Origin of the sequence: Pelagibius sp. (assembly GCF_965249265.1) — a bacterium.
Lineage (GTDB): Bacteria > Pseudomonadota > Alphaproteobacteria > Kiloniellales > Kiloniellaceae > Pelagibius.
The window spans coordinates 2,880,000-2,899,113 of the sequence record NZ_OZ252224.1 but is presented as its reverse complement, the minus strand read 5'-3'; the positions used below and the strand labels follow the sequence as shown (position 1 = coordinate 2,899,113).

At 61.9% G+C, this 19,114-nt stretch carries 24 protein-coding genes; 14 read left to right on the top strand and 10 right to left on the bottom strand.

Features of this window, described 5'->3' with window-relative positions; translation table 11 throughout:
• Positions 1-86: 86 nt before the first annotated feature.
• Entirely contained in the window at positions 87-992 is a 906-nt protein-coding gene (locus ACP146_RS13825) for a LysR substrate-binding domain-containing protein (RefSeq protein ID WP_422367346.1), read from the bottom strand.
• Between the two features lie 103 nt (positions 993-1,095).
• Here ACP146_RS13825 and ACP146_RS13820 point away from each other — a divergent pair, with 103 nt between their 5' ends.
• The 5 genes from ACP146_RS13820 to ACP146_RS13800 are packed head-to-tail and all read left to right on the top strand — an operon-like array spanning position 1,096 to position 5,938.
• Positions 1,096-2,319, top strand: coding sequence for a CaiB/BaiF CoA transferase family protein (locus tag ACP146_RS13820; protein WP_422367345.1), 1,224 nt, complete (start codon positions 1,096-1,098; stop codon positions 2,317-2,319).
• A gap of 11 nt (positions 2,320-2,330) precedes the next feature.
• A complete protein-coding gene (locus tag ACP146_RS13815) occupies positions 2,331-3,005 on the top strand; it encodes an SDR family oxidoreductase (protein WP_422367344.1) in 675 nt (224 codons plus the stop codon).
• Positions 3,006-3,026: 21 nt separating this feature from the next.
• Entirely contained in the window at positions 3,027-3,767 is a 741-nt protein-coding gene (isoI, locus tag ACP146_RS13810; protein WP_422367343.1) for an iIsoprene-epoxide--glutathione S-transferase, read from the top strand.
• A 13-nt stretch (positions 3,768-3,780) separates the two neighbouring features.
• Positions 3,781-4,485, top strand: coding sequence for a glutathione S-transferase family protein (locus ACP146_RS13805; protein WP_422367342.1), 705 nt, complete (start codon positions 3,781-3,783; stop codon positions 4,483-4,485).
• Positions 4,486-4,495: 10 nt separating this feature from the next.
• Positions 4,496-5,938 carry an aldehyde dehydrogenase family protein gene (locus ACP146_RS13800; protein ID WP_422367341.1) on the top strand — a complete coding sequence of 481 codons (1,443 nt, stop codon included), beginning with the start codon at positions 4,496-4,498 and terminating at the stop codon, positions 5,936-5,938.
• A 26-nt stretch (positions 5,939-5,964) separates the two neighbouring features.
• Here the strand turns inward: ACP146_RS13800 and ACP146_RS13795 are convergent, their stop codons facing one another.
• The 3 genes from ACP146_RS13795 to ACP146_RS13785 form a co-directional block, all read right to left on the bottom strand.
• Positions 5,965-6,333, bottom strand: coding sequence for a PilZ domain-containing protein (locus tag ACP146_RS13795; RefSeq protein WP_422367340.1), 369 nt, complete (start codon positions 6,331-6,333; stop codon positions 5,965-5,967).
• A gap of 371 nt (positions 6,334-6,704) precedes the next feature.
• On the bottom strand, positions 6,705-7,034 hold the full coding sequence (locus tag ACP146_RS13790; RefSeq protein ID WP_422367339.1) for a DUF2794 domain-containing protein: 330 nt from the start codon (positions 7,032-7,034) through the stop codon (positions 6,705-6,707).
• 123 nt (positions 7,035-7,157) lie between these two features.
• Positions 7,158-7,511, bottom strand: a complete 354-nt coding sequence (locus ACP146_RS13785) for a hypothetical protein (protein ID WP_422367338.1) — start codon at positions 7,509-7,511, stop codon at positions 7,158-7,160.
• A 236-nt stretch (positions 7,512-7,747) separates the two neighbouring features.
• Between ACP146_RS13785 and ACP146_RS13780 the strand changes: the two genes are divergently transcribed.
• The 5 genes from ACP146_RS13780 to ACP146_RS13760 all read left to right on the top strand — a co-directional run bounded on the left by ACP146_RS13780 (position 7,748) and on the right by ACP146_RS13760 (position 12,758).
• On the top strand, positions 7,748-8,299 hold the full coding sequence (locus tag ACP146_RS13780; protein ID WP_422367337.1) for a thioredoxin family protein: 552 nt from the start codon (positions 7,748-7,750) through the stop codon (positions 8,297-8,299).
• Positions 8,300-8,532: 233 nt separating this feature from the next.
• Entirely contained in the window at positions 8,533-9,177 is a 645-nt protein-coding gene (locus tag ACP146_RS13775; RefSeq protein WP_422367336.1) for a tetratricopeptide repeat protein, read from the top strand.
• Between the two features lie 7 nt (positions 9,178-9,184).
• Complete coding sequence (locus ACP146_RS13770; RefSeq protein WP_422367335.1) at positions 9,185-10,516, top strand: PQQ-binding-like beta-propeller repeat protein; 1,332 nt, start codon at positions 9,185-9,187, stop codon at positions 10,514-10,516.
• 67 nt (positions 10,517-10,583) lie between these two features.
• Entirely contained in the window at positions 10,584-11,957 is a 1,374-nt protein-coding gene (gene der / locus ACP146_RS13765) for a ribosome biogenesis GTPase Der (RefSeq protein WP_422367334.1), read from the top strand.
• Between the two features lie 27 nt (positions 11,958-11,984).
• A complete protein-coding gene (locus tag ACP146_RS13760) occupies positions 11,985-12,758 on the top strand; it encodes an alpha/beta fold hydrolase (protein WP_422367333.1) in 774 nt (257 codons plus the stop codon).
• Between the two features lie 29 nt (positions 12,759-12,787).
• Here the strand turns inward: ACP146_RS13760 and ACP146_RS13755 are convergent, their stop codons facing one another.
• The gene (locus tag ACP146_RS13755) at positions 12,788-13,735 is read right to left on the bottom strand and encodes an IS630 family transposase (protein WP_422365542.1); all 948 of its coding nucleotides are present in this window, start codon (positions 13,733-13,735) and stop codon (positions 12,788-12,790) included.
• 105 nt (positions 13,736-13,840) lie between these two features.
• On the opposite strand from ACP146_RS13755, the gene ACP146_RS13750 reads away from it, so the two are divergent.
• The gene (locus ACP146_RS13750; RefSeq protein ID WP_422367332.1) at positions 13,841-14,125 is read left to right on the top strand and encodes a hypothetical protein; all 285 of its coding nucleotides are present in this window, start codon (positions 13,841-13,843) and stop codon (positions 14,123-14,125) included.
• A gap of 9 nt (positions 14,126-14,134) precedes the next feature.
• On the top strand, positions 14,135-14,275 hold the full coding sequence (locus tag ACP146_RS13745) for a cytochrome b/b6 domain-containing protein (protein WP_422367331.1): 141 nt from the start codon (positions 14,135-14,137) through the stop codon (positions 14,273-14,275).
• A gap of 55 nt (positions 14,276-14,330) precedes the next feature.
• Here ACP146_RS13745 and ACP146_RS13740 read toward each other — a convergent pair whose 3' ends face one another.
• The 4 genes from ACP146_RS13740 to ACP146_RS13725 form a co-directional block, all read right to left on the bottom strand.
• Complete coding sequence (locus tag ACP146_RS13740; RefSeq protein ID WP_422367330.1) at positions 14,331-15,449, bottom strand: acyltransferase family protein; 1,119 nt, start codon at positions 15,447-15,449, stop codon at positions 14,331-14,333.
• A gap of 164 nt (positions 15,450-15,613) precedes the next feature.
• The gene (locus ACP146_RS13735) at positions 15,614-16,327 is read right to left on the bottom strand and encodes a hypothetical protein (protein WP_422367329.1); all 714 of its coding nucleotides are present in this window, start codon (positions 16,325-16,327) and stop codon (positions 15,614-15,616) included.
• Positions 16,328-16,418: 91 nt separating this feature from the next.
• On the bottom strand, positions 16,419-17,309 hold the full coding sequence (locus tag ACP146_RS13730; RefSeq protein WP_422367328.1) for a methyltransferase domain-containing protein: 891 nt from the start codon (positions 17,307-17,309) through the stop codon (positions 16,419-16,421).
• Positions 17,310-17,407: 98 nt separating this feature from the next.
• Entirely contained in the window at positions 17,408-17,878 is a 471-nt protein-coding gene (locus ACP146_RS13725) for a hypothetical protein (protein WP_422367327.1), read from the bottom strand.
• A 71-nt stretch (positions 17,879-17,949) separates the two neighbouring features.
• Here ACP146_RS13725 and ACP146_RS13720 point away from each other — a divergent pair, with 71 nt between their 5' ends.
• Entirely contained in the window at positions 17,950-18,207 is a 258-nt protein-coding gene (locus ACP146_RS13720; RefSeq protein WP_422367326.1) for a metal-sensing transcriptional repressor, read from the top strand.
• Between the two features lie 10 nt (positions 18,208-18,217).
• Positions 18,218-18,508 carry a hypothetical protein gene (locus ACP146_RS13715; RefSeq protein WP_422367325.1) on the top strand — a complete coding sequence of 97 codons (291 nt, stop codon included), beginning with the start codon at positions 18,218-18,220 and terminating at the stop codon, positions 18,506-18,508.
• 7 nt (positions 18,509-18,515) lie between these two features.
• Here the strand turns inward: ACP146_RS13715 and ACP146_RS13710 are convergent, their stop codons facing one another.
• On the bottom strand, positions 18,516-19,109 hold the full coding sequence (locus ACP146_RS13710; RefSeq protein ID WP_422367324.1) for a TetR/AcrR family transcriptional regulator: 594 nt from the start codon (positions 19,107-19,109) through the stop codon (positions 18,516-18,518).
• Positions 19,110-19,114: the final 5 nt, after the last annotated feature.

Genomic DNA, 19,114 nt, shown 5'->3' with positions numbered 1-19,114 from the left:
ACCTATACAGATCAAATTCATAAGGCGTCAGGAAACAATCGAGTGGGAGTAGGGAGCCTGCGATCCGGAGATCGGTGGCGGGCCGATCACCCTTGAAGCCAGCTTTGAAAGTCGGATTCAAGGAACTCGATCAGAGCGGTGACGCGGCGTTTTCGGCGCGCCAGGGGTGACCAGACCAGCGAAATGGGCCCCTCCCGTTCGGTCCAGTCCGGCAGAAGGTTGACGAGCCGCCCGCTTGCCAAGTCGGCCTTTACCGCGAAGCTGGGCAGCAGGCCGACGCCTGCGCCGCCGGTCACCATCGACAAGGCACAGAGCCCGCTGTTGGTCTCGAACGTCGGCGTGACGGCGAGGCGGCGGCGGGTGCCGTCCTTGTGGCTGAGGGTAATCTCGGGGCGGGGATTGGTGGTGCTGATGAGCACCCAGTCTCGGTCGCGCAGGTCTTCCGGCTTCGGGTCGGCGGGAAGGGCGTCACGCAGCTCGGGCGGCGCACAGACGATCATCGAAAAAGTGCAGATCCGCTTGGCGATGAGATCCTGTGGTTGCACGGGGCCAACCCGGAGAGCGAGGTCGACCCCTTCCTCGTGAAGATCCACGAAGCGTTCCCGAATCGACAGCTCAGCCCTGATCCCAGGGTGGAGATGCTGAAAACGGGTGATCGCCTCGCTGAGGTACTGAATGGCCAGCGTATGGGATGTTGTGATCGACACCTTGCCGACAAGACCGGAGGTCTCCTGCGCCGACCGATCCGTCAGGGCGGCCGCCGCCTCTGCGGCCTGTGCGCAGAAGGGCAGGAGATCCTCTCCCGCTTCCGTGAGGCTGATTCGCCGCGAGGAGCGGTTCAGCAACCGCAGGCCCAGTTCCTCTTCAAGGTTCGAGACGTGTTGGCTTACCGTACCCTTGGTCAGGTGCAGTTCAGCGGCTGCCTTGGTGAAGGACAGATGGCGGGCGACGGCCTCGAAGGCCGCCATACGGGGAAGATTGGCAAGGCGCATTGTTTGATAATACCAAACTTAAAGTTCGTGAATAGGATATATATTTCGATTTGGCCAGACAATAACCTCCCAGGAAGAAAAGCAAAGCACGGGAGGAAAGACGGTGCCGGGACCTATGGCAGGGGTCAAAGTGGTCGATCTGACCAGCATGTTGTCGGGCCCCTGGGCGACGACGATCATGGCGGATCAGGGTGCCGACGTGATCAAGGTCGAGCCGCCGGCCAAGGGCGATCATGTTCGCTCGCTCGGCAATCAGCGCGGCGGCATGTCGTCCATGTTCCTCAACATCAATCGCAACAAGCGCTCTATCACCGTAAACCTGAAAGCCCCGGATGGTGTTGGCATTGTGCACGATCTGGTGCGCAATGCGGATGTGATGATCCAGAATTTTCGCCCTGGCGTGGTCGAACGCCTGGGCGTCGGCTACGACGCTATCTGCAAGATAAATCCCGACATCATCTACATGTCGCTGTCCGGCTTCGGCGAGACGGGGCCCTGGAAGGATAAGCCGGTATACGACCCGGTCATCCAGGCGGTGTCCGGCCTGACCACCGTCCAGGCTGGATCAGATGCGGAGCGCCCGCGCCTCGTGCGGACTGTTCTGCCTGACAAGTTCAGTGCGATGGCCGCGTGCCAGGCGATGACGGCTGCCCTGTTTCATAAAGCCCGAACCGGGCAGGGGCAGCATGTCCGTCTCTCGATGCTCGATGCGGTCCTGTCCTTTCTCTGGGCCTCGGATTTCGGAGCGCAGACTTATCCCGACGGTGCGGTCTCGAATCAGACGGCTGCGAGCTTCATCGACCTCATCTATGAGACCGCCGACGGATACATGACGGTTTCAACCATGTCCGACAAGGAATGGAGAGGCTTTTGCGCGGCGATGAAGCGGTCCGAACTGGCCGAAGACCCCCGCTTTGCGACGCCGGTTCTGCGCGACCGGAACGTCGATGAGCGTCTGCGTGTCATCCAGGACTGCCTTAAGGCGCAGACGACGGCAGAGAACCTCGCCGTTCTGGAGGCCCATGGGGTGCCCTGCGCCCCGGCGCTGACCCGTGCTGAGGTGGTGAGCCATCCCCAGGTGGTGAACAACGAAATCCTGTTTGAGACGGATCATCCGGCTGCGGGCAGGCTGCGCCAGGCGCGCAATGCGGCGTGTTTCGCCGCCAGCCCCGCCGAGCACAGAATGGGCGCTCCCGAACTGGGGGAGCATACCACCGAGATCCTGGAAGAACTGGGCAGGAGCGCCGCAGAAATTGCGAGCCTGCAAGATGCCGGCGTCATCGGCGCTGAGCGAGACAAGCGCCGTCAACCGGCGGCGGCTGATTGAGGGTAGAGAGAATGGGAACGTACCTTGTTGTTGGCGCCGACCGCGGAATAGGGCGCGCGATCGTGGATCAGCTTGCGGAGCGGGACGATCATGTGATTGCCGCCTGTCTTGGTGGCGATCCTTTGGCCGGGGCCAACGTGGTGACAATCCCTTACATGGACGTGACGTCTTCGGCTGCCATAGACAAACTGATGGCCGCCTTGCGTGAACGGCCCGCGATTGACGTGGTGATTCATGTGGCCGGTGTTCTGGGCCTGGATGAACTGGGCGCGCTCGATTTCGACGATGTGCGCCGACAGTTTGAGATCAACACGGTCGGGCCGCTCAGGGTTGCCCAGGCGGTCATTCCCTATCTCGCGCCCGGCGCCAAGCTGGGCATCGTGTCGAGCCGCGTCGGTTCGCTGACCGATAACGGCTCAGGCGGGATGTACGCCTACAGGATTTCAAAGTGCGGCGCCAACATGGTGGGGTTGAACCTGCATCACGATCTGAAGGACAGGGGCTTCAGTGTCCTGATGCTGCACCCCGGTATGGTCGCAACCGACCTGACAAAGGACATGCGCGGAGACTTATCCTGGGACACGCCGGAAAACGCGGCGGCAGGTTTGATCCGCAACATGGATGGACTGACACCGGAAAAATCCGGGCGGTTCCAGCACGCCAACGGTGAGTTTCTGCCGTGGTGAAAAATAGGGAGGAGGAAACAGATGATCCAGGTATACGGATACATGCCCGGCTGGACGGTGGCCGACATCAGCCCCTATGTCAGCAAACTCTACAACTATCTTAAGATGGCCGACCATGATTTCGAGATGGTCGCACAACCCCTGGCGACACTGGCTCAGGATGCGCCGCGCACCAAGCTGCCCTACATCAAAGATGACGACGGAACGGTCGTTCCGGATTCAACGGAGATCATCCACTATCTTCAGCGCAAGTACGGCGATCCCTTCAGCGAAGGAGTGACGGCGGTTGAGCAGGCGATGATGATCGCCTGGAACCGGATGATCGACGAACACACTTACTGGTGCGGCGTTATTCAGCCGCGATGGCGAAAGGATGAAGGCTGGGAGGTGTACAAGCCCATCATCGTGCAAGGCACGACCCCTATTCCCGAGGACGTTCTGGCCGGGCTCGATGCGTTCCGCGCCCACATCAGGAGCCAGTTCGACAAACAGGGCATGGGCCTGAAGTCCGATCAGGAAGTCTATGAAACCCTCAAAGTCGATGCTGATGCCTTGTCTGATTTTCTCGGTGAAAAACCGTTCTTCATGGGCGATCAGCCACGCTGGATAGACGCTACCGTCTATTCGATCCTGACCCATACCATTGAGGCGCCGTTCGACTGGAAGGGCAAAGACTACATCGCGGGCAAGAAGAATCTAACCGACTACATTGCGCGCATGCGCGAACGGTTCGATCTGGCCGTCCCCTACGTGTCCTACTAGGGCCAGCACGGCGATGATCGACCTTTACTACTACAGATCCCCGAACGCCCGTAAGGTTCTGATAGCGCTTGAGGAGATGGAACTGTCCTACGACGTCAGGTGGGTCGACATCGCTGCCGGCGATCAGCATCAGAGGGCGTTTCGCGCCATCAGCCCTGCCGGCAAGGTCCCGGTCATCGTCGACCATGAGGCCGATGGCGGGTCGTTCGCTGTGTTTGAAAGCGGGGCTATCCTGTTGTACCTGGCCGAGAAATCCGGCCGGCTGCTTCCCGAGGGGAAAGAACGCCAGGCCGTTTTGTCCTGGCTGTTCTGGCAGGTGGCGCAGCAGGGTCCGATGCTGGGTCAGGCGGCCCATTTCTTCTCCCATGCGGCGGCCAATGGTGTGGAGATACCCTACGCTGTGGAGCGCTATGTCGGCGAAGCGCGCCGATGTTATGAGACCCTGGAACGGCAGCTCACCGGTAAGGCATGGATTTCGGATGCCTTCTCCATTGCCGATATCGCGCTGTTTCCCTGGACCCGTGTCGCCAAGGGGCAGGGTATCGATATCTCGAACTATCCGAATGTGAAGCGCTGGTCCGATGCAATCGCCGCCCGGCCGTCGGCGAAGGTGAAGCCAGCCGCAGAGTTGCTCCATGGTCAAGGGGCGGGTCAAGCCTATACCGACGAGAAGGCAAGGGCGGCGTTGTTCGGCGGCGTATCTCCAACCGGTCAGTAAGGAACAAGTGATGCCCGATGGACAGAGTGCGCCGTTTGAGGAAGCCCACTACGCACCGGAGCTGAGAATTGGCGGTGCGCCACACACTGTTGCCAGCCGTATGGATGTCGTCGATCCGGCGACCGCGCAGAGTTTTGGTTCGGCACCCGTCACTGAATCCGATGGTCTGGATGCAGCGGTGCGCGCTGCGGCCGCTGTTCAGTTGCCCTGGGCGGTGCGGGCCTGGTCGGAGCGGGCCGAAAGAGTGCGCGCGTTTGCCGATGCGGTGACCGGAGACATCGATGTGTTGGCGCACCTGCTATCGCGCGAACAGGGAAAGCCGCTGGCCAAATCCCAGGCGGAGGTCATGGGCGCGGGGTTCTTCATGAAGGGATTTGCCGATCTCGAACTGAAGCCGGAGGTGCTTCGGGACACGGACGCACAGTATGTCCGCGCCGAAAGGCGTCCCATCGGCGTTGTAGGGGCAATCACCGCTTGGAACTATCCCGTCTTGCTGGCGGCCTGGAAGATCGCGCCGGCGGTTCTGACAGGCAATGCCGTCATCGTGAAACCGGCGCCGACGACGCCCCTGTCAACACTCCGTCTGGCGCAACTTGCCGATGGTATCTTCCCCAAGGGGCTCGTTACCGTCCTGACCGGTGACGACAGGTTGGGCCCCTGGATCACCAGCCATCAGGGAATCGGCAAGATCAGTTTCACCGGGTCGATCGCCACTGGGCAGGCGATTATGGCCAACGCTTCAGCGACGCTTAAGCGCCTGACGCTGGAGCTTGGCGGCAACGACGCGGCGATCGTTATGCCGGACTTCAGTGTCTCGGATGCGGCTGAAGGCTTGTTCTGGTCCGCGTTCTCGAATTGTGGCCAGGTCTGCGCGGCGGCAAAGCGGATCTATGTCCCGGACTCACTCTACGACGCCGTCTGCGCCGCTTTCGTTGAGCTTGCCGCCAATGTCCGCGTTGGGCCGTGGGATAGGGAGGGCGCGGAGATGGGTCCGTTGCAAAACCCGATGCAACTGGCGAAGGTCGGCGACCTGGTGAAACGCGCAACGGCCGCTGGGGCCCGCGTGATCCATGAGGGATCCGTGCCTCAGGAGGGCTATTTCTACCCCCTGACTGTTCTGGCAGACGTTACCGACGACAACCCTGTCAATGCCGAGGAGCAATTCGGGCCGGTCATCGCACTCTCCCGCTACGGAGATCTCGAGGACGCCATCGCGCGCGCCAATGCGGACCGGCACGGGCTTGGCGCCTCGGTCTGGGGCGAGGATGTCGAGGCCGCGACGGGGGTTGCCCTGCGGCTCCAGGCCGGATCGGTCTGGGTCAATCAGCACCCCTCGATGGGTCCGGAGATTCCCTTCGGCGGTGTGAAACACTCCGGCATCGGTGTGGAATGCGGACTTCGCGGCCTTGAGGAATACACCGACATCTTCGTGCTCAACGTGAAGCGGTCCTGAGCTTCCCCTGCTTTTTGGCCCCTGGGTCAGGCGTGGCCGACCTGGAGGCAGCGCTGGGGGAGCAGGGCGGCCATGATGGTGGCGACCTTTTCCGGATCGTCGTGGAAGCAGACGCCAAGGGTTTCGCCGCGGCGCCAGACCACCTCGCCGCCGAAATAGACGGAGCCGGCCAGCACCAGCGTGATCGGGCTGCCCACGGGTATGTTGCCCGCGGTCCAGACCTTCACGCCGTTCAGGGAGGCATCGAGCACGGTGCCGTCCATTGAGCCGGCTTTGGTCAGCAGGCGGGCTTTCAGGACGGTGGCCGCGCGGATAAAGCGGCGGCGGTCGTCTTGGTCCTCTGTAGTGACGGTCACCGCTTCACGCGGTACTCCGACGTCATGGTCTTGCGGCATGGCTTTTACTCTTGTTGGTCAACCCAGGCGGCGTTGGGCAAGCCCGATACCTGATGTATTCCCCCATGCAGAATAAGGCCTCATGCAAAATGAGGTGGGCCAGCGGCAGTTGGGGGAATCCACCGCTGGCCCGATCGAGACAGATACTCTTCCTCAAGCCGATTGGGGAAAGCTCAGGAATTGTCTCATGGTCCCACGAAGAGATTGCCCCGCCCTTAAGTTATTAGGTTAAGAGAACCGACAGTTTTCGCGGCATGCGACAACGGTCATTTTATTGTTCAATATCAGTATTTTATAGAGTTTTTCTGAAGTTTCTCTGCCGCTAAAACCACGGGGAAGCGCAGCCTTTTCAGGGTGTAGGGCAGCGGCTCTTAGGAAACGACTTTAAGTTTGCCCTTAAAGACCTTAAGGGCTTCTCCTAAGGACTTGGCGCGCTTCAGTTTCTCCCGGCCGGAAAACACAACGAACTCCGGGTTTTTGGCGTTGCCCTGCTTGGCGATGGAAAAAAGTGGCGCGTCATGGGTATGCCGGAAGACCGAGAAGATCGCCGCGCCGCCGACCTGGTCGATGGCGTAGTCGCGCCAGTCCCCATTGGCGACGTGGCGACTGTAAAGCGATAAAAGCTGGTTGAGTTCGGTTCGATTGAAGAAGACGCGCCTGGACGCCTTGCGGTATTCGCTGAAGCGGTACAGCTGGCTCATGGACGCGGTTCATCTCCCAGGCGTCATATTTCCTCAACGAAAACAGTCTTCCTGAAATTTGCGCTGTCGTCCAGGGGGGAACTTTGTGCGGCGCAGCACTTACGCGGCCGGCCGCTGACGGGCTCAGCGCACCTTGGCTTGGCTGCTCGCCATGCTGTCGGGCTCCCGGTAGCAGGTAATGCTGCCGAGGGTCCGGTAACAATGGGTCTGGGCCTGCAGGGCGGCCTCCGCTTCGGCGGCCCGCCGTTCCTCCTCCGTTTCGAACTTCTGGCAATAGGGCTTGCCGTCTGCCGCGTAAAGGATGGAGCAGTCGCTGTCGAAGGCCCAGGTCGCCATATGGTCGCCGAGGGTTTTGTCGGTATGCACAAAGCTGACAAGACTGGCACCGACCATCATCGCCTGTGTGGCCGGGTCGCAGGCGCCGAGGCCAAAGGCCATCAGCGGGACAGTGAGAGCGAATAGCGGTTTGCGTCTCATACCTTGAGCTCCTGGTGCAGCTTGGCATCCTTGCCCGGGTGCATTCCGGCCGGCGATCCTTCACCGCTGCCCGAACCAAGTCGGATACCGGATTTGGTCCGAATTCCGGCCCAAATCCTCAGGTTTCAGTGTCTCCTGGCGCGCTGAAAAAAATGTTAACGTGCGGGGGCTGTGAGAATCTGGCAAAACGGCGGTCTAGAGCATTGTAAACAAATGAGCTTATGGAGGATTTGCCCATGGCGGCGGTGCCACCGATCTGTGAATTTGGATGGAAGGCGGTCGACTTCTCCCTGCAGGGGATAGATGGGCGGACATACAGCCTTAAGGATGTGGCCGGCCCCAACGGCACGGTCATCGTCTTCATGTGCAATCATTGCCCCTACGTCCGTTCGATCGCCGAGCGGCTGGCCGAGGATGCCAGGGCTCTGAAGGCGATGGGCGTGGGCTTGGCCGGGATCAATGCCAACGACGCCTCGGCCTATCCTGAAGACTCCTTTGAGAACATGAAGGCCTTCGCGGCGGAGCATGGGATCGATTTCCCCTATCTCGTTGACCCGACACAGGAAACCGCCCGGGCCTATGAGGCGATCTGCACCCCCGATTTCTTCGGATTCAATGCGGACTTGGAACTCCAGTACCGCGGCCGCCTGGACGAGTCCAAGACGACCCCGGTGCCCAATGCCCGGCGCGAACTGCTGGAGGCCATGCGTGGCGTGGCGGAAAGCGGCAAAGGGCCGGTGGAGCAAGTCGCCTCGATGGGGTGCAGCATCAAGTGGAAGGCGGCCTGATCTTTCCCCTCACGGCGGCGACTGCCCCGAAAGAGGTACTTGGTGAAACGTCAGCGGGCCAATAGGAGGTTGATGCTTTGCCTCCGGCGCTTTATCAACGAAGCGCCGTCATAGGGATGCAACATCGATCAACCCGGCCCTGGGTCGCCCGCCCGCCACGCCGGGGTTGCCAAGCGGGCGCCGTCGGGTTTCGGGAAAGCGTTCGCCTGGGAAAGCGTAGTAGGGAGTTTTGAGTGGCCGATATCTTCAAGGAAGTCGAAGAAGACCTTCGGCGGGACAAAGCGACCGACTGGTGGAAGCGCAACAGCCTCTATGTCTATGCGATCGCCGCGGTGGTTGTGATCGGCACCGCCGGCTATCAGGGCTGGCGGGCTTACGACGAGAAGCTGCGCGGTGAGCAGTCCGACAGCTATGCCGCCGCCCTGGAGATGATCGAACAAGGAAACGAGGACGACGGCCGCCGCGCGTTGCGGGCGCTCAGCGATCCGGGCGGCAACGGCTATCCTCTTCTAGCGGCGCTGACCGAAGCGCGGCTCGCCGCGGAAGCCGGTGACCTGGCGGCGGCGGAGCAGATCTGGGGGGAACTGGCAGCCGAGGGCTCGACGGTATCCGCGATCACGGCTCTGGGCAGCCTCTATGCGGTGATGCGCGAGCTGGACGACGGCGATCCGGCTGATCTTCGCGGCCGGCTGCAGCCGCTGGCGGCCCCTGAGGCACCCTACCGCTTTACGGCTTTGGAGTTGCTCGCGGCCCTGGCCTTGAGGGAGGGCGATGAGGAGGAGGCCCGTCAGCATCTCAGCCAGATTACCGATGATCCCAACGCACCCTCGGGCAGCCGGGCGCGTGCTGCCGAATTGCTGTCCACCCTGCCTGGATGATTTTCTGATGGCCTTATCTCGCTTTCGTGCGGTTTTGCCGCTGATGCTGTTGTTTGCCCTGGGGGCCTGCAGTTTCGACGATTTCTTCGGCGAGTCCGAAGATCCCCCGCTGCCCGGCCAGCGCATTGCCATTCTTGCCATTGAGCGAGGACTGCGCCCGGACCCGACCATCGCGGACGTGGCGGTGCGTCTTCCTGAACCTTATGTGAATACGGATTGGGCGCAGCCCGGCGGTTCGGCGGCCCACGCGATGTATCACCTGTCGCTCAGCGCCAATCCCCGCCGCGTCTGGAGTGCCGACGTCGGCGAGGGCTCGGGCGACGTGGCGCAGATCCTGGCCCAGCCTCTGGTGGTCGGTGACAAGGTCTACACCATGGATGCGCGCTCCCTGGTTTCGGCCTTTTCCGCCGGCAGCGGTCAACGCATATGGCGGGTCGATCTCGAAGACGACGACGAGGACGACGGCTTTTTCGGCGGCGGTATCGCCTTTGGCGACGGCAAGATCTTCGTCTCCACCGGCTTTGCCAAGATCTTCGCGCTGAACGCCGCCAGCGGAGAGGTCATGTGGGAGCACAAGGTCCCGGCGCCGATGCGCTCCGCCCCGGTCTACGCCGACGGCCGGGTTTTCACGGTGACCTTCGACAATCAGATGATTGCCGTCGATGCGGACAGCGGTGAGCGGCTTTGGAACCATGTCGGGGTGCAGGAGTCGGCCGGGCTCCTGGGCTCAGCCAGCCCGGCGGTTGCCGGCAACACGGTGATCGTTCCCTATTCCTCGGGCGAGGTGCTGGCCATGCTGGCGGAAAGCGGCCGCATTCTCTGGTCTGAGAACCTCAGCGCCGCCCGCCAGATCGATCCTTTGGCGGATATCGCCCAGATCCGCGGCCTGCCGGTGATTGACCGGGAACTGGTGCTGGCGGTGAGCAACGCCGGGCGTATGCTGGCTGTGGACCTGCGTCAGGGCGTGCGGGCCTGGCAGGCGGATCTCGGCGGTATCGAGATGCCCTGGCCCGCCGGAGAGTTCATCTATGTGCTGACCAAGGACTCGCAGCTTGTCTGCCTGCGCCGCCGCGACGGGCGTATCCGCTGGGTTCAGCCCTTGCCGCGTTTTGTCGATCCCGACGACCCGGACGAGCCGATCCGCTGGACTGGTCCAGTGCTGGCGGGCGACCGCCTGGTGGTTGCCGGCTCCCACGGCGAAGTGCTCTCGGTCTCTCCTTATGACGGCAAACCGCTCGGCTTCTTCGATCTGGGCGACGGCGCCGCCGTCGCGCCGGTGGTGGCCAACAACAGCCTGTTCCTCATGACCCATGGCGGCCAGTTGATCGCCCTGCGTTAACTTCTTTGGCGTCTTGGCGGGTGACGGCGAACTTGCCAGAACGCCGCCGAGACCCTATGCCAAGGCCATGAGCATCACCGTCGCCATCCTGGGCCGCCCGAATGTGGGAAAGTCGACCCTTTTCAACCGTTTGGTCGGGCAGAAGATTGCTCTGGTCGACGATACCCCCGGTGTGACCCGCGACCGGCGGGAGGGGGAGGCCAATCTCTTCGGCTTCGACTTCAGGGTTATCGACACTGCCGGGCTTGAAGAGCGCTTTGACGCCAGCCTGGAGGGGCGCATGCGGGCCCAGACCGAACGGGCCCTGGACGATGCCGATCTCGCCTTGCTGGTGGTGGACGCCCGCGCCGGCCTGACCCCTTTGGACGAGCATTTCGCCAACTGGCTGCGCCGGGCTGACAAACCGGTGGCGCTGATCGCCAACAAGTGCGAGGGGCGGGAGATCGAGGCCGGCCTGGGCGAGGCCTATGCGCTGGGGCTCGGCGATCCGATTCCGATTTCCGCCGAACATGGCCTGGGCATGAGCGATCTCTTCGATGCCATCTATGCGGTGGTGCCCAAAACCGAAGACGCGTTCCCGCCGGATGAAGATGAGGGGGAAGGCGACAAGAACGCAGGTCCGCTGCAACTCGCGATCGTCGGCCGGCCCAACGTCGGCAAGTCCACGCTGGTGAACAAGCTGCTGGGGGAGGAGCGTCTGCTGACCGGCCCGGAAGCCGGGATCACCCGGGATTCGATTGCCGTCGACTGGTCGTTCGACGACCGGCCTGTCCGGCTTGTCGACACTGCCGGGCTGCGCCGCAAGGCCCGGGTCACCGAGAAGATCGAGAAGCTGTCGATCAGCGATACCTTGCGCGCCGTGCGTTTCGCCCAGGTGGTCGTCCTGCTGCTGGACGTGGAGGAGGGCCTGGAGAAGCAGGACCTGACCATTGCCCGCATGGTGGTGGACGAAGGCCGCGCCCTGGTGATCGGCGTCAACAAATGGGATGCCTGCCGCGACCGCGATGCCGCGCTGGCGGCGATCCGCGACCGTATGGAACGTTCGCTGCCGCAGGTGCGCGGTATTCCGCTGGTCACACTCTCGGCCCTCCAAGGCCATAACATCGAACGTCTGATGGCGGCGGTCTTCGGCGCCTACGAGGTTTGGAACCGGCGCATTGGAACCTCCGATCTCAACCGTTGGCTCGATGCGATGACGGCAGCCCATCCGCCGCCGGCCAGCGCCGGGCGGCGCGTGCGACTGAAATACATGACCCAGGCCAAGTCACGCCCGCCGACCTTCGCGATTTTCTGCTCCAAGCCCCAGGAACTGCCGACCTCCTACCTGCGCTACCTGGAAAACGGGCTGCGCGAGAGCTTCGATCTGCCGGGCACGCCGATCCGCATCAATATCCGCAAGGGCGACAACCCCTACGCGGACAAAAAGAAGAAGAAAAGCTAGGCGGCTCGGGCGAGGTTTGGGAGCGGTATGGCGACGGTCGAAACCAAGGGTGCCACTCTCCACTACGAGTCCTATGGTTCGGGGCCGGCCGTGCTCTTCGCCCATGGTCGCGGCGGCAACACGCTGAGCTGGTGGCAGCAGGTGCCGGTCTTCGCCAGCCGCTACCGCGTCATCGTCTTCGACCACCGCGGCTTCGGGCGTTCGCGCTGTGATGCGGCGCACTTCACTTGCGATCACTTCCACGATGACATCATGGCGATCCTGGATGCCGAGGCGATCGACCGGGCAAGCCTGGTCTGTCAGTCCATGGGCGGCTGGGGCGGCCTGAAGGCCACTGTCGCTTATCCGGCGCGCATTTCCGCCTTGGTTCTCTGCAACACGCCCGGTGGCCTCGACACCCCGCTGGCCAATGCGGCGATCGAATACCTTGCGTCGGGCGCCATAAAGCCTGGCACTGGACAGCTTGGTGAGACTTTTATCGGAAACGATCCGGCGGGCGCTCATCTCTGCCGGCAGATCTCGGCCCTGAACAGCAATTTCCCCAGGCCGGTTCTGCGCCTGACCCGGGCGCGAACCGTGCGCCGGGAAGAGCTGAGGGACTACGCGGTTCCGACACTGTTGCTCACCAGCCCTGAAGATCGCCTGTTCCCGCCGCCGGTGATCGAAGAGGTCGCCGGTCTCATCCCCGGCGCCCGCTTGGTGCGGATACCGAATGCCGGTCACTCGACCTACTTCGAAGCGCCGCAGGCGTTCAATGACACCGTTCTGGCGTTTCTCGACGAGGTTGTGGGGGGGCCGTGAAGCCTGAACAGGCTTTGGTCTAGAGCGTTTCACGTTTTGACGGAAGCATATCCAGCGTTTTGGAAGTAGTTGGCGCATTCCTGTGCCTGGATGGTTGCGAGGAGCTGGCCGAGGTGGCGCCAGGTGTCATCGGTGCTTCGGCGTTGGGCAAGGCGCATCCAGTGTTTGATTTTGGCGAAGGCCTGCTCGATGGGGTTGAGGTCGGGCGAGTAGGGTGGCAGGAACCAGAGCCGTGCGCCGGCGGCCTTTATGGCGGCTCGGACGGCCTTGGATTTGTGGCTGCCGAGGTTGTCCATCACGACGATGTCGCCGGGCCTCAAGGTGGGCAGGAGTAGCTGGTCGACGTAGGCGCGAAATGCCTGGCCGTTGATCGGGCCGTCGAAGACGCAAGGAGCGGTCAGGCCATCGCACCTGAGGGCCGCCAGGAAGGTCATGGTGCGCCAACGGCCTTGCGGGGCAAAGCCGCGCAGGCGCTTGCCCTTTGGTCCCCAACCGCGCAGCGGCGCCATATTGGTCTTGATCCAGGTCTCATCGATGAAGACGAGGCGCTGGGGATCGAGCCGGCTCTGCCAGGACTTCCAGCGCCATCGCCGCCGGGCGATGTCGACGCGCGTCTGCTCAAGAGCGAACAGCGTTTTTTTGAAGCGCAATCCCTCGCGGCGCAGGAACAGCCAGACCGCATTGTGGGAGACCTTGACCCCGCGCGCGGCCAACTCGTCCTTCAAGCCGTGCAGGGTCAGGTGCGGGGTCTGCTCGATCCGTTCCACGATGAACGCCCGATGCGGCTCCAGAAGCCGACGACGGTGACCGCCAACCTTGCCTGGCGCAACGCTACCCGTCGCCCGATAGCGCTGATGCCACTTCACCACTGAAGACACTGCCACACCGAACCTCTTGGCAACCACACGACAGCTCTCGCCTGCTTGCAGGGCCGCTATCGCGCGCTCACGAAGGTCATTCGAATAGGGTCGCGTCATGCATGCTGGCCTCCTACTCCAGTAGAAAGCTTGAATCACAAATCCGCGCCCCTGGGAACCCACATTCCGATTCAATCAATGCGTGAAACGCTCTAGGCTGTTGCCGTGCTGGTTGCGGCGCAATACATCTTCAAGGATGCCATCTCCGGCGCCTGGGACGCGATCCGCGTCGGTCGAGACTACGCCTTCGATCCGCTGATCATGGCCCATGTGGTCGGCGGAGGGTTAATTCTGGCCTTCGTTGTCTGGCGCGTGGTTCTGCGCCTGCAGCGCCGGACTTCGCTACCACCCGACAACGAACCCGGCCTGCTGAAGACTCTCAGCCATGTGACACATTGGGCCTTCTATGTCGTGCTGGCTGCGATGGCGGTGACCGGCCTTGCGGCATAGTTCGGCGACGTGGCGCCCGCCGGACAGGTGCACGACATCCTCAAGCGGGTCCTTCTGGCGCTCATCGCGCTGCACATCCTGGCTGTTGTCTTCCACCGTATCGTGCTCAAGAGCGAAGTGATGTGGCGGATGATCCGCCCGGCGGACTGATTGAGCCGCTCTCAACAAGCGCCGAAGGCGAAGGGGACAAGCTGGCTTAAGCTCTTCACCTCCGCCTGCCGGCCAAGCTTCGAACCATGCCCAATGACCGGACGGTTTCGGTCAGACGGTCGCGCAAACCCATGCAGGGCTTCTCGATCAGATGCCAGGACAGCGCCGCGATGGATAAGGTGATCAGCGTTGAAATGGCAAACAGGACCAATGGTGCCATGCCTGGATGAAGCATGAAGACCGTCTGCTGGATCGGAAAGGCCAGGATGTAGAGGCCATAGGAATAGTCGCCCCGGCGGGCGAACGCCTCACTGATCTTCGACGGCAGGAACGCCAGCCACAGAACGACGCTGGCGAAAACCAGCTTTTCGGCAATTTCGTAAGCGACGGTGTCTCGCAACAGAAAGGCCACGCCGCCCAAAAATATGGTCAGCGCAGGTCCTAGCGGGATATGCCCGCGCAACAGAAAGGCCGCCGAGCCGATGAAGAAGGCCGGCAGCAAATGCAGCAGATTGTTGACGGCACCTTCCGACACAGGCCAGGGCTGCTGAAATCGGCCCCACACATAGGCGGCCAGCAGCAACAGCATGATGCCGTACAGCACATACCCGATCCGAAGGCGGCTGATAGCGACGAGAAGGCCGAGCAGCAGATAAGCCGCCAGTTCGTATTTGAGCGTCCAGAGCGGTATATTGACCTCGTTGGTCTCAGGCAGATTTGTGAACACACCAGGTAGCCGCACATCGGTCTGTAAGGTGGAACCGCTGCCGGCGATGTACTGCCACACGGCCGGGTCGGTATAGTAGGTTCCTATGGAGACCGTCGATACAAGCGGACCCAGAATGAGCGCGGTGAACAGCACGGTGACGATCAGTGCGGGGAAGATGCGCACGATGCGTCCTACTGCAAAGCGGAGCAGATCGTCGTTGCGTATCAGGCTTTGGGTGACCAGGAAGCCGCTGAGCAGGAAGAACACGTCTACTGCATAGTGCCCGATCGAGCTACCTGTCCACGACACCAGAGGCTCGGACTGGTATTGTCCAGTCACGATCGAGTAGCTGTGGGTCAGCACCACGCAAAAGGCGGCGGCGTGCCGCAGCAGATGGAAATTGTTGGCCTGGCCTTCGTGTGCGTGGATGAACATGGTGACCTTGCTTGTTGGGATGGCTCTCATGCTACGCCCCCAGGGTAAACAGGTGTCTAAACCAACCGTTTATGGATCCAGCCAGTGATGCTCTGTCTTTTCAAGACTGCCGCGCAAGCTGACAAGCGGCTGGCGCGGCATTGTTTGTCAATGTGTGATCATGTGCTCTTGGCATGCCCATGATTTCATGTCCGCTACGTCCGCAAAGTGTTGAGCCAGGCATTGAAGGCCCGGTTGAACGCTTGTGTGCGTTCGCGGTTTGGCCATGGAACGCCGAGATGGTCGTAGATGCCGACGCCGTCGGGCAGTCTGTCGGGATAGGCGATGGTGATTTCTCCGCGTGTCACCAAGGGTGTGGGCGAGCGACCGTCCCACGCCGCTAGCACGGGAAAACCCGCTGCCGCCAGCGTCGGATCCCAGGTCGGGTCGACAATCATTCGCTGTCCGTCCAGCACCAGTTCGACGGTGTCGTGAACGCCAAGCGTCTGCGGCAATTCAGCAAGAATGGAACTTGGTATGGGCAGATCCGCCCAGTCGAAGCGCACTTTGGCATGGCACACGGGCATGCCAAGCGCTGAGAAAAGCCGCATCTGGGCGAACGCCTTGTGGCGGCAATCGCCGCGCCAACCCTGAAACAGGCTGTCCGGATCGCCCGTCCAGCGGGTCAGCCGATACGGTACATGCTGGATGAGGTGAAAGGCGGCGACCCTTTGTGCAACCGGATCGTGGCCTGAAAATTGCCGCGCCACCCAGCTCAGAGGGATCGCCAAATTTTCGGCATGTCTCTGTGCGAGGTTGGAAGTTACCTGGTGCAACAGCGCACTCGCCGCCGTCTCGGAGTGGGCCGGGCCGATGGCAAGGCCAGATAGGCTTGTAAGCCCGAAAAACGCAAATTCTCGTCTGTTCATCTGTCTATCTCTTCAATGTCTTGGATGTTTCTTTCCGTATGCGAGAAGGGCAGGGCACATCGGCCCGGCCCCTGACTTTGCTGGTTGCTTGTTACTCTGCGGCAGTCAGCCAAGCTTGACTGTCGGTGGGCCGGTCTTGCTGAGGGGTAGCCACTATGTCCGCAGCGTCCTGCTTGCGGAACAGAGCGATCTCGCCGTTCATACCGCCGACATGAACATGAGCATCGCACACAAGACCAAGCCGGTCCGCAGTGCTCAGAACCACGTCCGACATTTCATCTTGGAAATTGTAGAGCAGCACGCCGTCATCGCGCAGCAGACGCGCCACCGTCTGGAGGAACCGTGCTTGGTCGGGCTCGAAATAAGCGGCCGCTTGGGAATAAAGCACATCGACGCTGTTGGGTGGAACACCGCGCGCTTCAAGCGCCCCAAGGCATGCTGCCGTGATGAAGGGGTGTTCGCTAACGCCGGTCGGTAGACCGGACGTCCCGTGCCATCGGGTGATGTTGGTGAAGTGCAGTGCGACATGATCGCCCAGGTTGCTGTGATAGCGCTTGGCGAGGCCCGCCACGCCGTCGATATCGACTCTTTGGTCGTTGCGCGCAAACCCGGCCCAGCCGGCACCGACTTCTAGATAGGTTAGCCTGCCTTGTCGCGTTAGGGCAGTGTCGCAAAGATCGTACATGTCGATGCCGATCATATCGGCCAGGCGGAAGGACCCTCCGCTCGATGTCCAGGCACCGCCGTGCGGTAGGGATAGGAGTGCCGTGCGCCATGAACCGGTTGCCGCCTGCACGGCTTTGAGATAGCGCAATATGCGCCGGCGTGGCGGAACTGGGGTGTTTGGGGGCAAGATCCGGGCTTGCAGATCGCGATCTACGGCCAGTTTGATGGCGCGCCGGGTTTCTGGTGCCGGATGGATTGACTGGAAAGTGAACATGCGCAGGATTTCGCGCCGCGCGCGCGCTGCTCTGATGAACATCGAGACTGTCTCCGAAGCATTGTGATGATGGCGCCAGGGCGCCCTGCTCAGACGGTTCGCCAGGGCAAGCCGTGTCTCATGGGACGCGGCAGGCTGGTCTAGGCGAGCCGGATGGGAGCGATGCGTGGAGGCAGTGTTGGCGGCGCTTTCGTGGCGCCACGCATATCGGTTGGCGGAGCGGCTTGATCGATGGACTTGGGAATGTCCCTCTGACCCACCGCTGGTTCAATAAAAGCATGGCTGTGATCATGGTCGATCACGTTGTGGCCATGTCCGTGTAACTGCCAGAACAGGTCGGCGATCTCGCCGTGGCTGTGACCGTGATCGGCAGTCATCTGCGGTTGCGTTGAGAGACTGTCATGGCTGGCATTGCTATGGGTGTGGCTTAACGCATCGCTGTGTGCATGGTTGTGCCCATCAATCTCAAAAGCGACTACTGCCGCATGAGCCGAAGGGCCATGAGTCACAGTGAGGACAAGCGGGGCAAGGATCAGTGCGAGGGCGGTCGTCAGCGCGACCAGGAGGCGCAATGCAGGCTTTGTCCTGAAGTGGACGGGTTGTCTGGCCAAGCTTGTCAGTCTCTTGGATATGCGCGCACGTGAGACCGTCTTATCCCCCCGGGGAAGTTAAGCAAGTCTTGATGACAGATGAAGACAAGGGTCGGCATGCGACCCATCCTGCTATTGTCACGCGTTTGAGGCGATATGATGGCCATCTTCATAGCGTTATTGCGATGATAGAGGGCGGGCGCTCCTGTCTGGACGTCGCGCAGCAGCTCGAGGCGGTCGAAAAAGCGATCGCCAGTGCGAAACGCGAGCTGATCCACGATCACATCGACCATTGCCTCGACGCGGACACCGACCGCGAGGAGCTGAAGGCCATTTCGAAGTATTTGTGAGTGTCCCACGATGCTCAGTGTCCTGTTCAACCGCACCTACCGCACCCTGTTCGTGGCGCAGGCCTTCGCCGATCGGGTGCCCCGGCGCACTCTGCTCGTCACCCTCAACCTGATCCGGGCCGGCGTCGCCTCGGCGCTGCTGGTCCGTCAGGACCTTGGCCTTTGCGATGAGGCCCTGGCCTTGACGCTCGCCGCCTTCGGCGCGGGGTCGATGGTGCGCGCCACAGCCACGCCTATGCCATCGATGATCTGCATCCACACTGGCCAGCGGACCGAGAGATTGTGCGCGGTGTTTAGGTAGAGTGATGCTATTCGGGCATGTCGGTCGGTTTCAAACCGCGCCAGATGAGCTTGATCGTTTCGCGTCGGCGTTTCTCATCTGGCGGCGTCTTGAGCAGAGCGGCGGACAAAGCCTCTCCGTGCACGACCGAAATCAGTAGCCCAGCCATGGCGCTTCCATCGCCGCTGCGGATGAAGCCCTTTTCGGCGAGGTCGCCAAGCCGTGTGCTGAGGGCGCCGACCAAGCCGGACTCCATCATCGGCCCGTGTGCGTCGGCCAGGTGATCCGAATGGAACGCCGTGTGGGTTGCCAGTTGAACGAAGAGCGGCGCCACCGTTTCAAAGTACCGATACAGACGCTCGGCGACATCGGCGAGATAGGCTTCCGTTTCCTCGGGCTCGCGCGGCAGGTCGCCAAGCAGGTTGTCAAGATCCGGCGGCGGTGGCGCCATGGCGGTGAAGAAGAGATCGTCCTTGGAGCCGAAGCGCTGATAGAGCACGGCCTGCGAGATGCCGGCCGCCTCAGCGATCTCGCGCGTCGTGGCGAGCTGACCGCGATCGACAAACGCCAGGCGGGCCGCTTTGAGAATGTCCTCGTCTTCGACTGTGCGTGCGCGTCCCATTTATC

Coding starts and splice junctions, on each gene's coding strand:
- ACP146_RS13740 (WP_422367330.1), bottom strand. CDS start 15,449: ATGAGAGCCATCCCAACAAGCAAGGTCACCATGTTCATCCACGCACAC.
- der (WP_422367334.1), top strand. CDS start 10,584: ATGAGCATCACCGTCGCCATCCTGGGCCGCCCGAATGTGGGAAAGTCG.
- ACP146_RS13760 (WP_422367333.1), top strand. CDS start 11,985: ATGGCGACGGTCGAAACCAAGGGTGCCACTCTCCACTACGAGTCCTAT.
- ACP146_RS13790 (WP_422367339.1), bottom strand. CDS start 7,034: ATGAGCCAGCTGTACCGCTTCAGCGAATACCGCAAGGCGTCCAGGCGC.
- ACP146_RS13805 (WP_422367342.1), top strand. CDS start 3,781: ATGATCGACCTTTACTACTACAGATCCCCGAACGCCCGTAAGGTTCTG.
- ACP146_RS13780 (WP_422367337.1), top strand. CDS start 7,748: ATGGCGGCGGTGCCACCGATCTGTGAATTTGGATGGAAGGCGGTCGAC.
- ACP146_RS13730 (WP_422367328.1), bottom strand. CDS start 17,309: ATGTTCATCAGAGCAGCGCGCGCGCGGCGCGAAATCCTGCGCATGTTC.
- isoI (WP_422367343.1), top strand. CDS start 3,027: ATGATCCAGGTATACGGATACATGCCCGGCTGGACGGTGGCCGACATC.
- ACP146_RS13715 (WP_422367325.1), top strand. CDS start 18,218: ATGCTCAGTGTCCTGTTCAACCGCACCTACCGCACCCTGTTCGTGGCG.
- ACP146_RS13755 (WP_422365542.1), bottom strand. CDS start 13,735: ATGACGCGACCCTATTCGAATGACCTTCGTGAGCGCGCGATAGCGGCC.
- ACP146_RS13825 (WP_422367346.1), bottom strand. CDS start 992: ATGCGCCTTGCCAATCTTCCCCGTATGGCGGCCTTCGAGGCCGTCGCC.
- ACP146_RS13795 (WP_422367340.1), bottom strand. CDS start 6,333: ATGCCGCAAGACCATGACGTCGGAGTACCGCGTGAAGCGGTGACCGTC.
- ACP146_RS13710 (WP_422367324.1), bottom strand. CDS start 19,109: ATGGGACGCGCACGCACAGTCGAAGACGAGGACATTCTCAAAGCGGCC.
- ACP146_RS13720 (WP_422367326.1), top strand. CDS start 17,950: ATGACAGATGAAGACAAGGGTCGGCATGCGACCCATCCTGCTATTGTC.
- ACP146_RS13770 (WP_422367335.1), top strand. CDS start 9,185: ATGGCCTTATCTCGCTTTCGTGCGGTTTTGCCGCTGATGCTGTTGTTT.
- ACP146_RS13785 (WP_422367338.1), bottom strand. CDS start 7,511: ATGAGACGCAAACCGCTATTCGCTCTCACTGTCCCGCTGATGGCCTTT.
- ACP146_RS13815 (WP_422367344.1), top strand. CDS start 2,331: ATGGGAACGTACCTTGTTGTTGGCGCCGACCGCGGAATAGGGCGCGCG.
- ACP146_RS13800 (WP_422367341.1), top strand. CDS start 4,496: ATGCCCGATGGACAGAGTGCGCCGTTTGAGGAAGCCCACTACGCACCG.
- ACP146_RS13735 (WP_422367329.1), bottom strand. CDS start 16,327: ATGAACAGACGAGAATTTGCGTTTTTCGGGCTTACAAGCCTATCTGGC.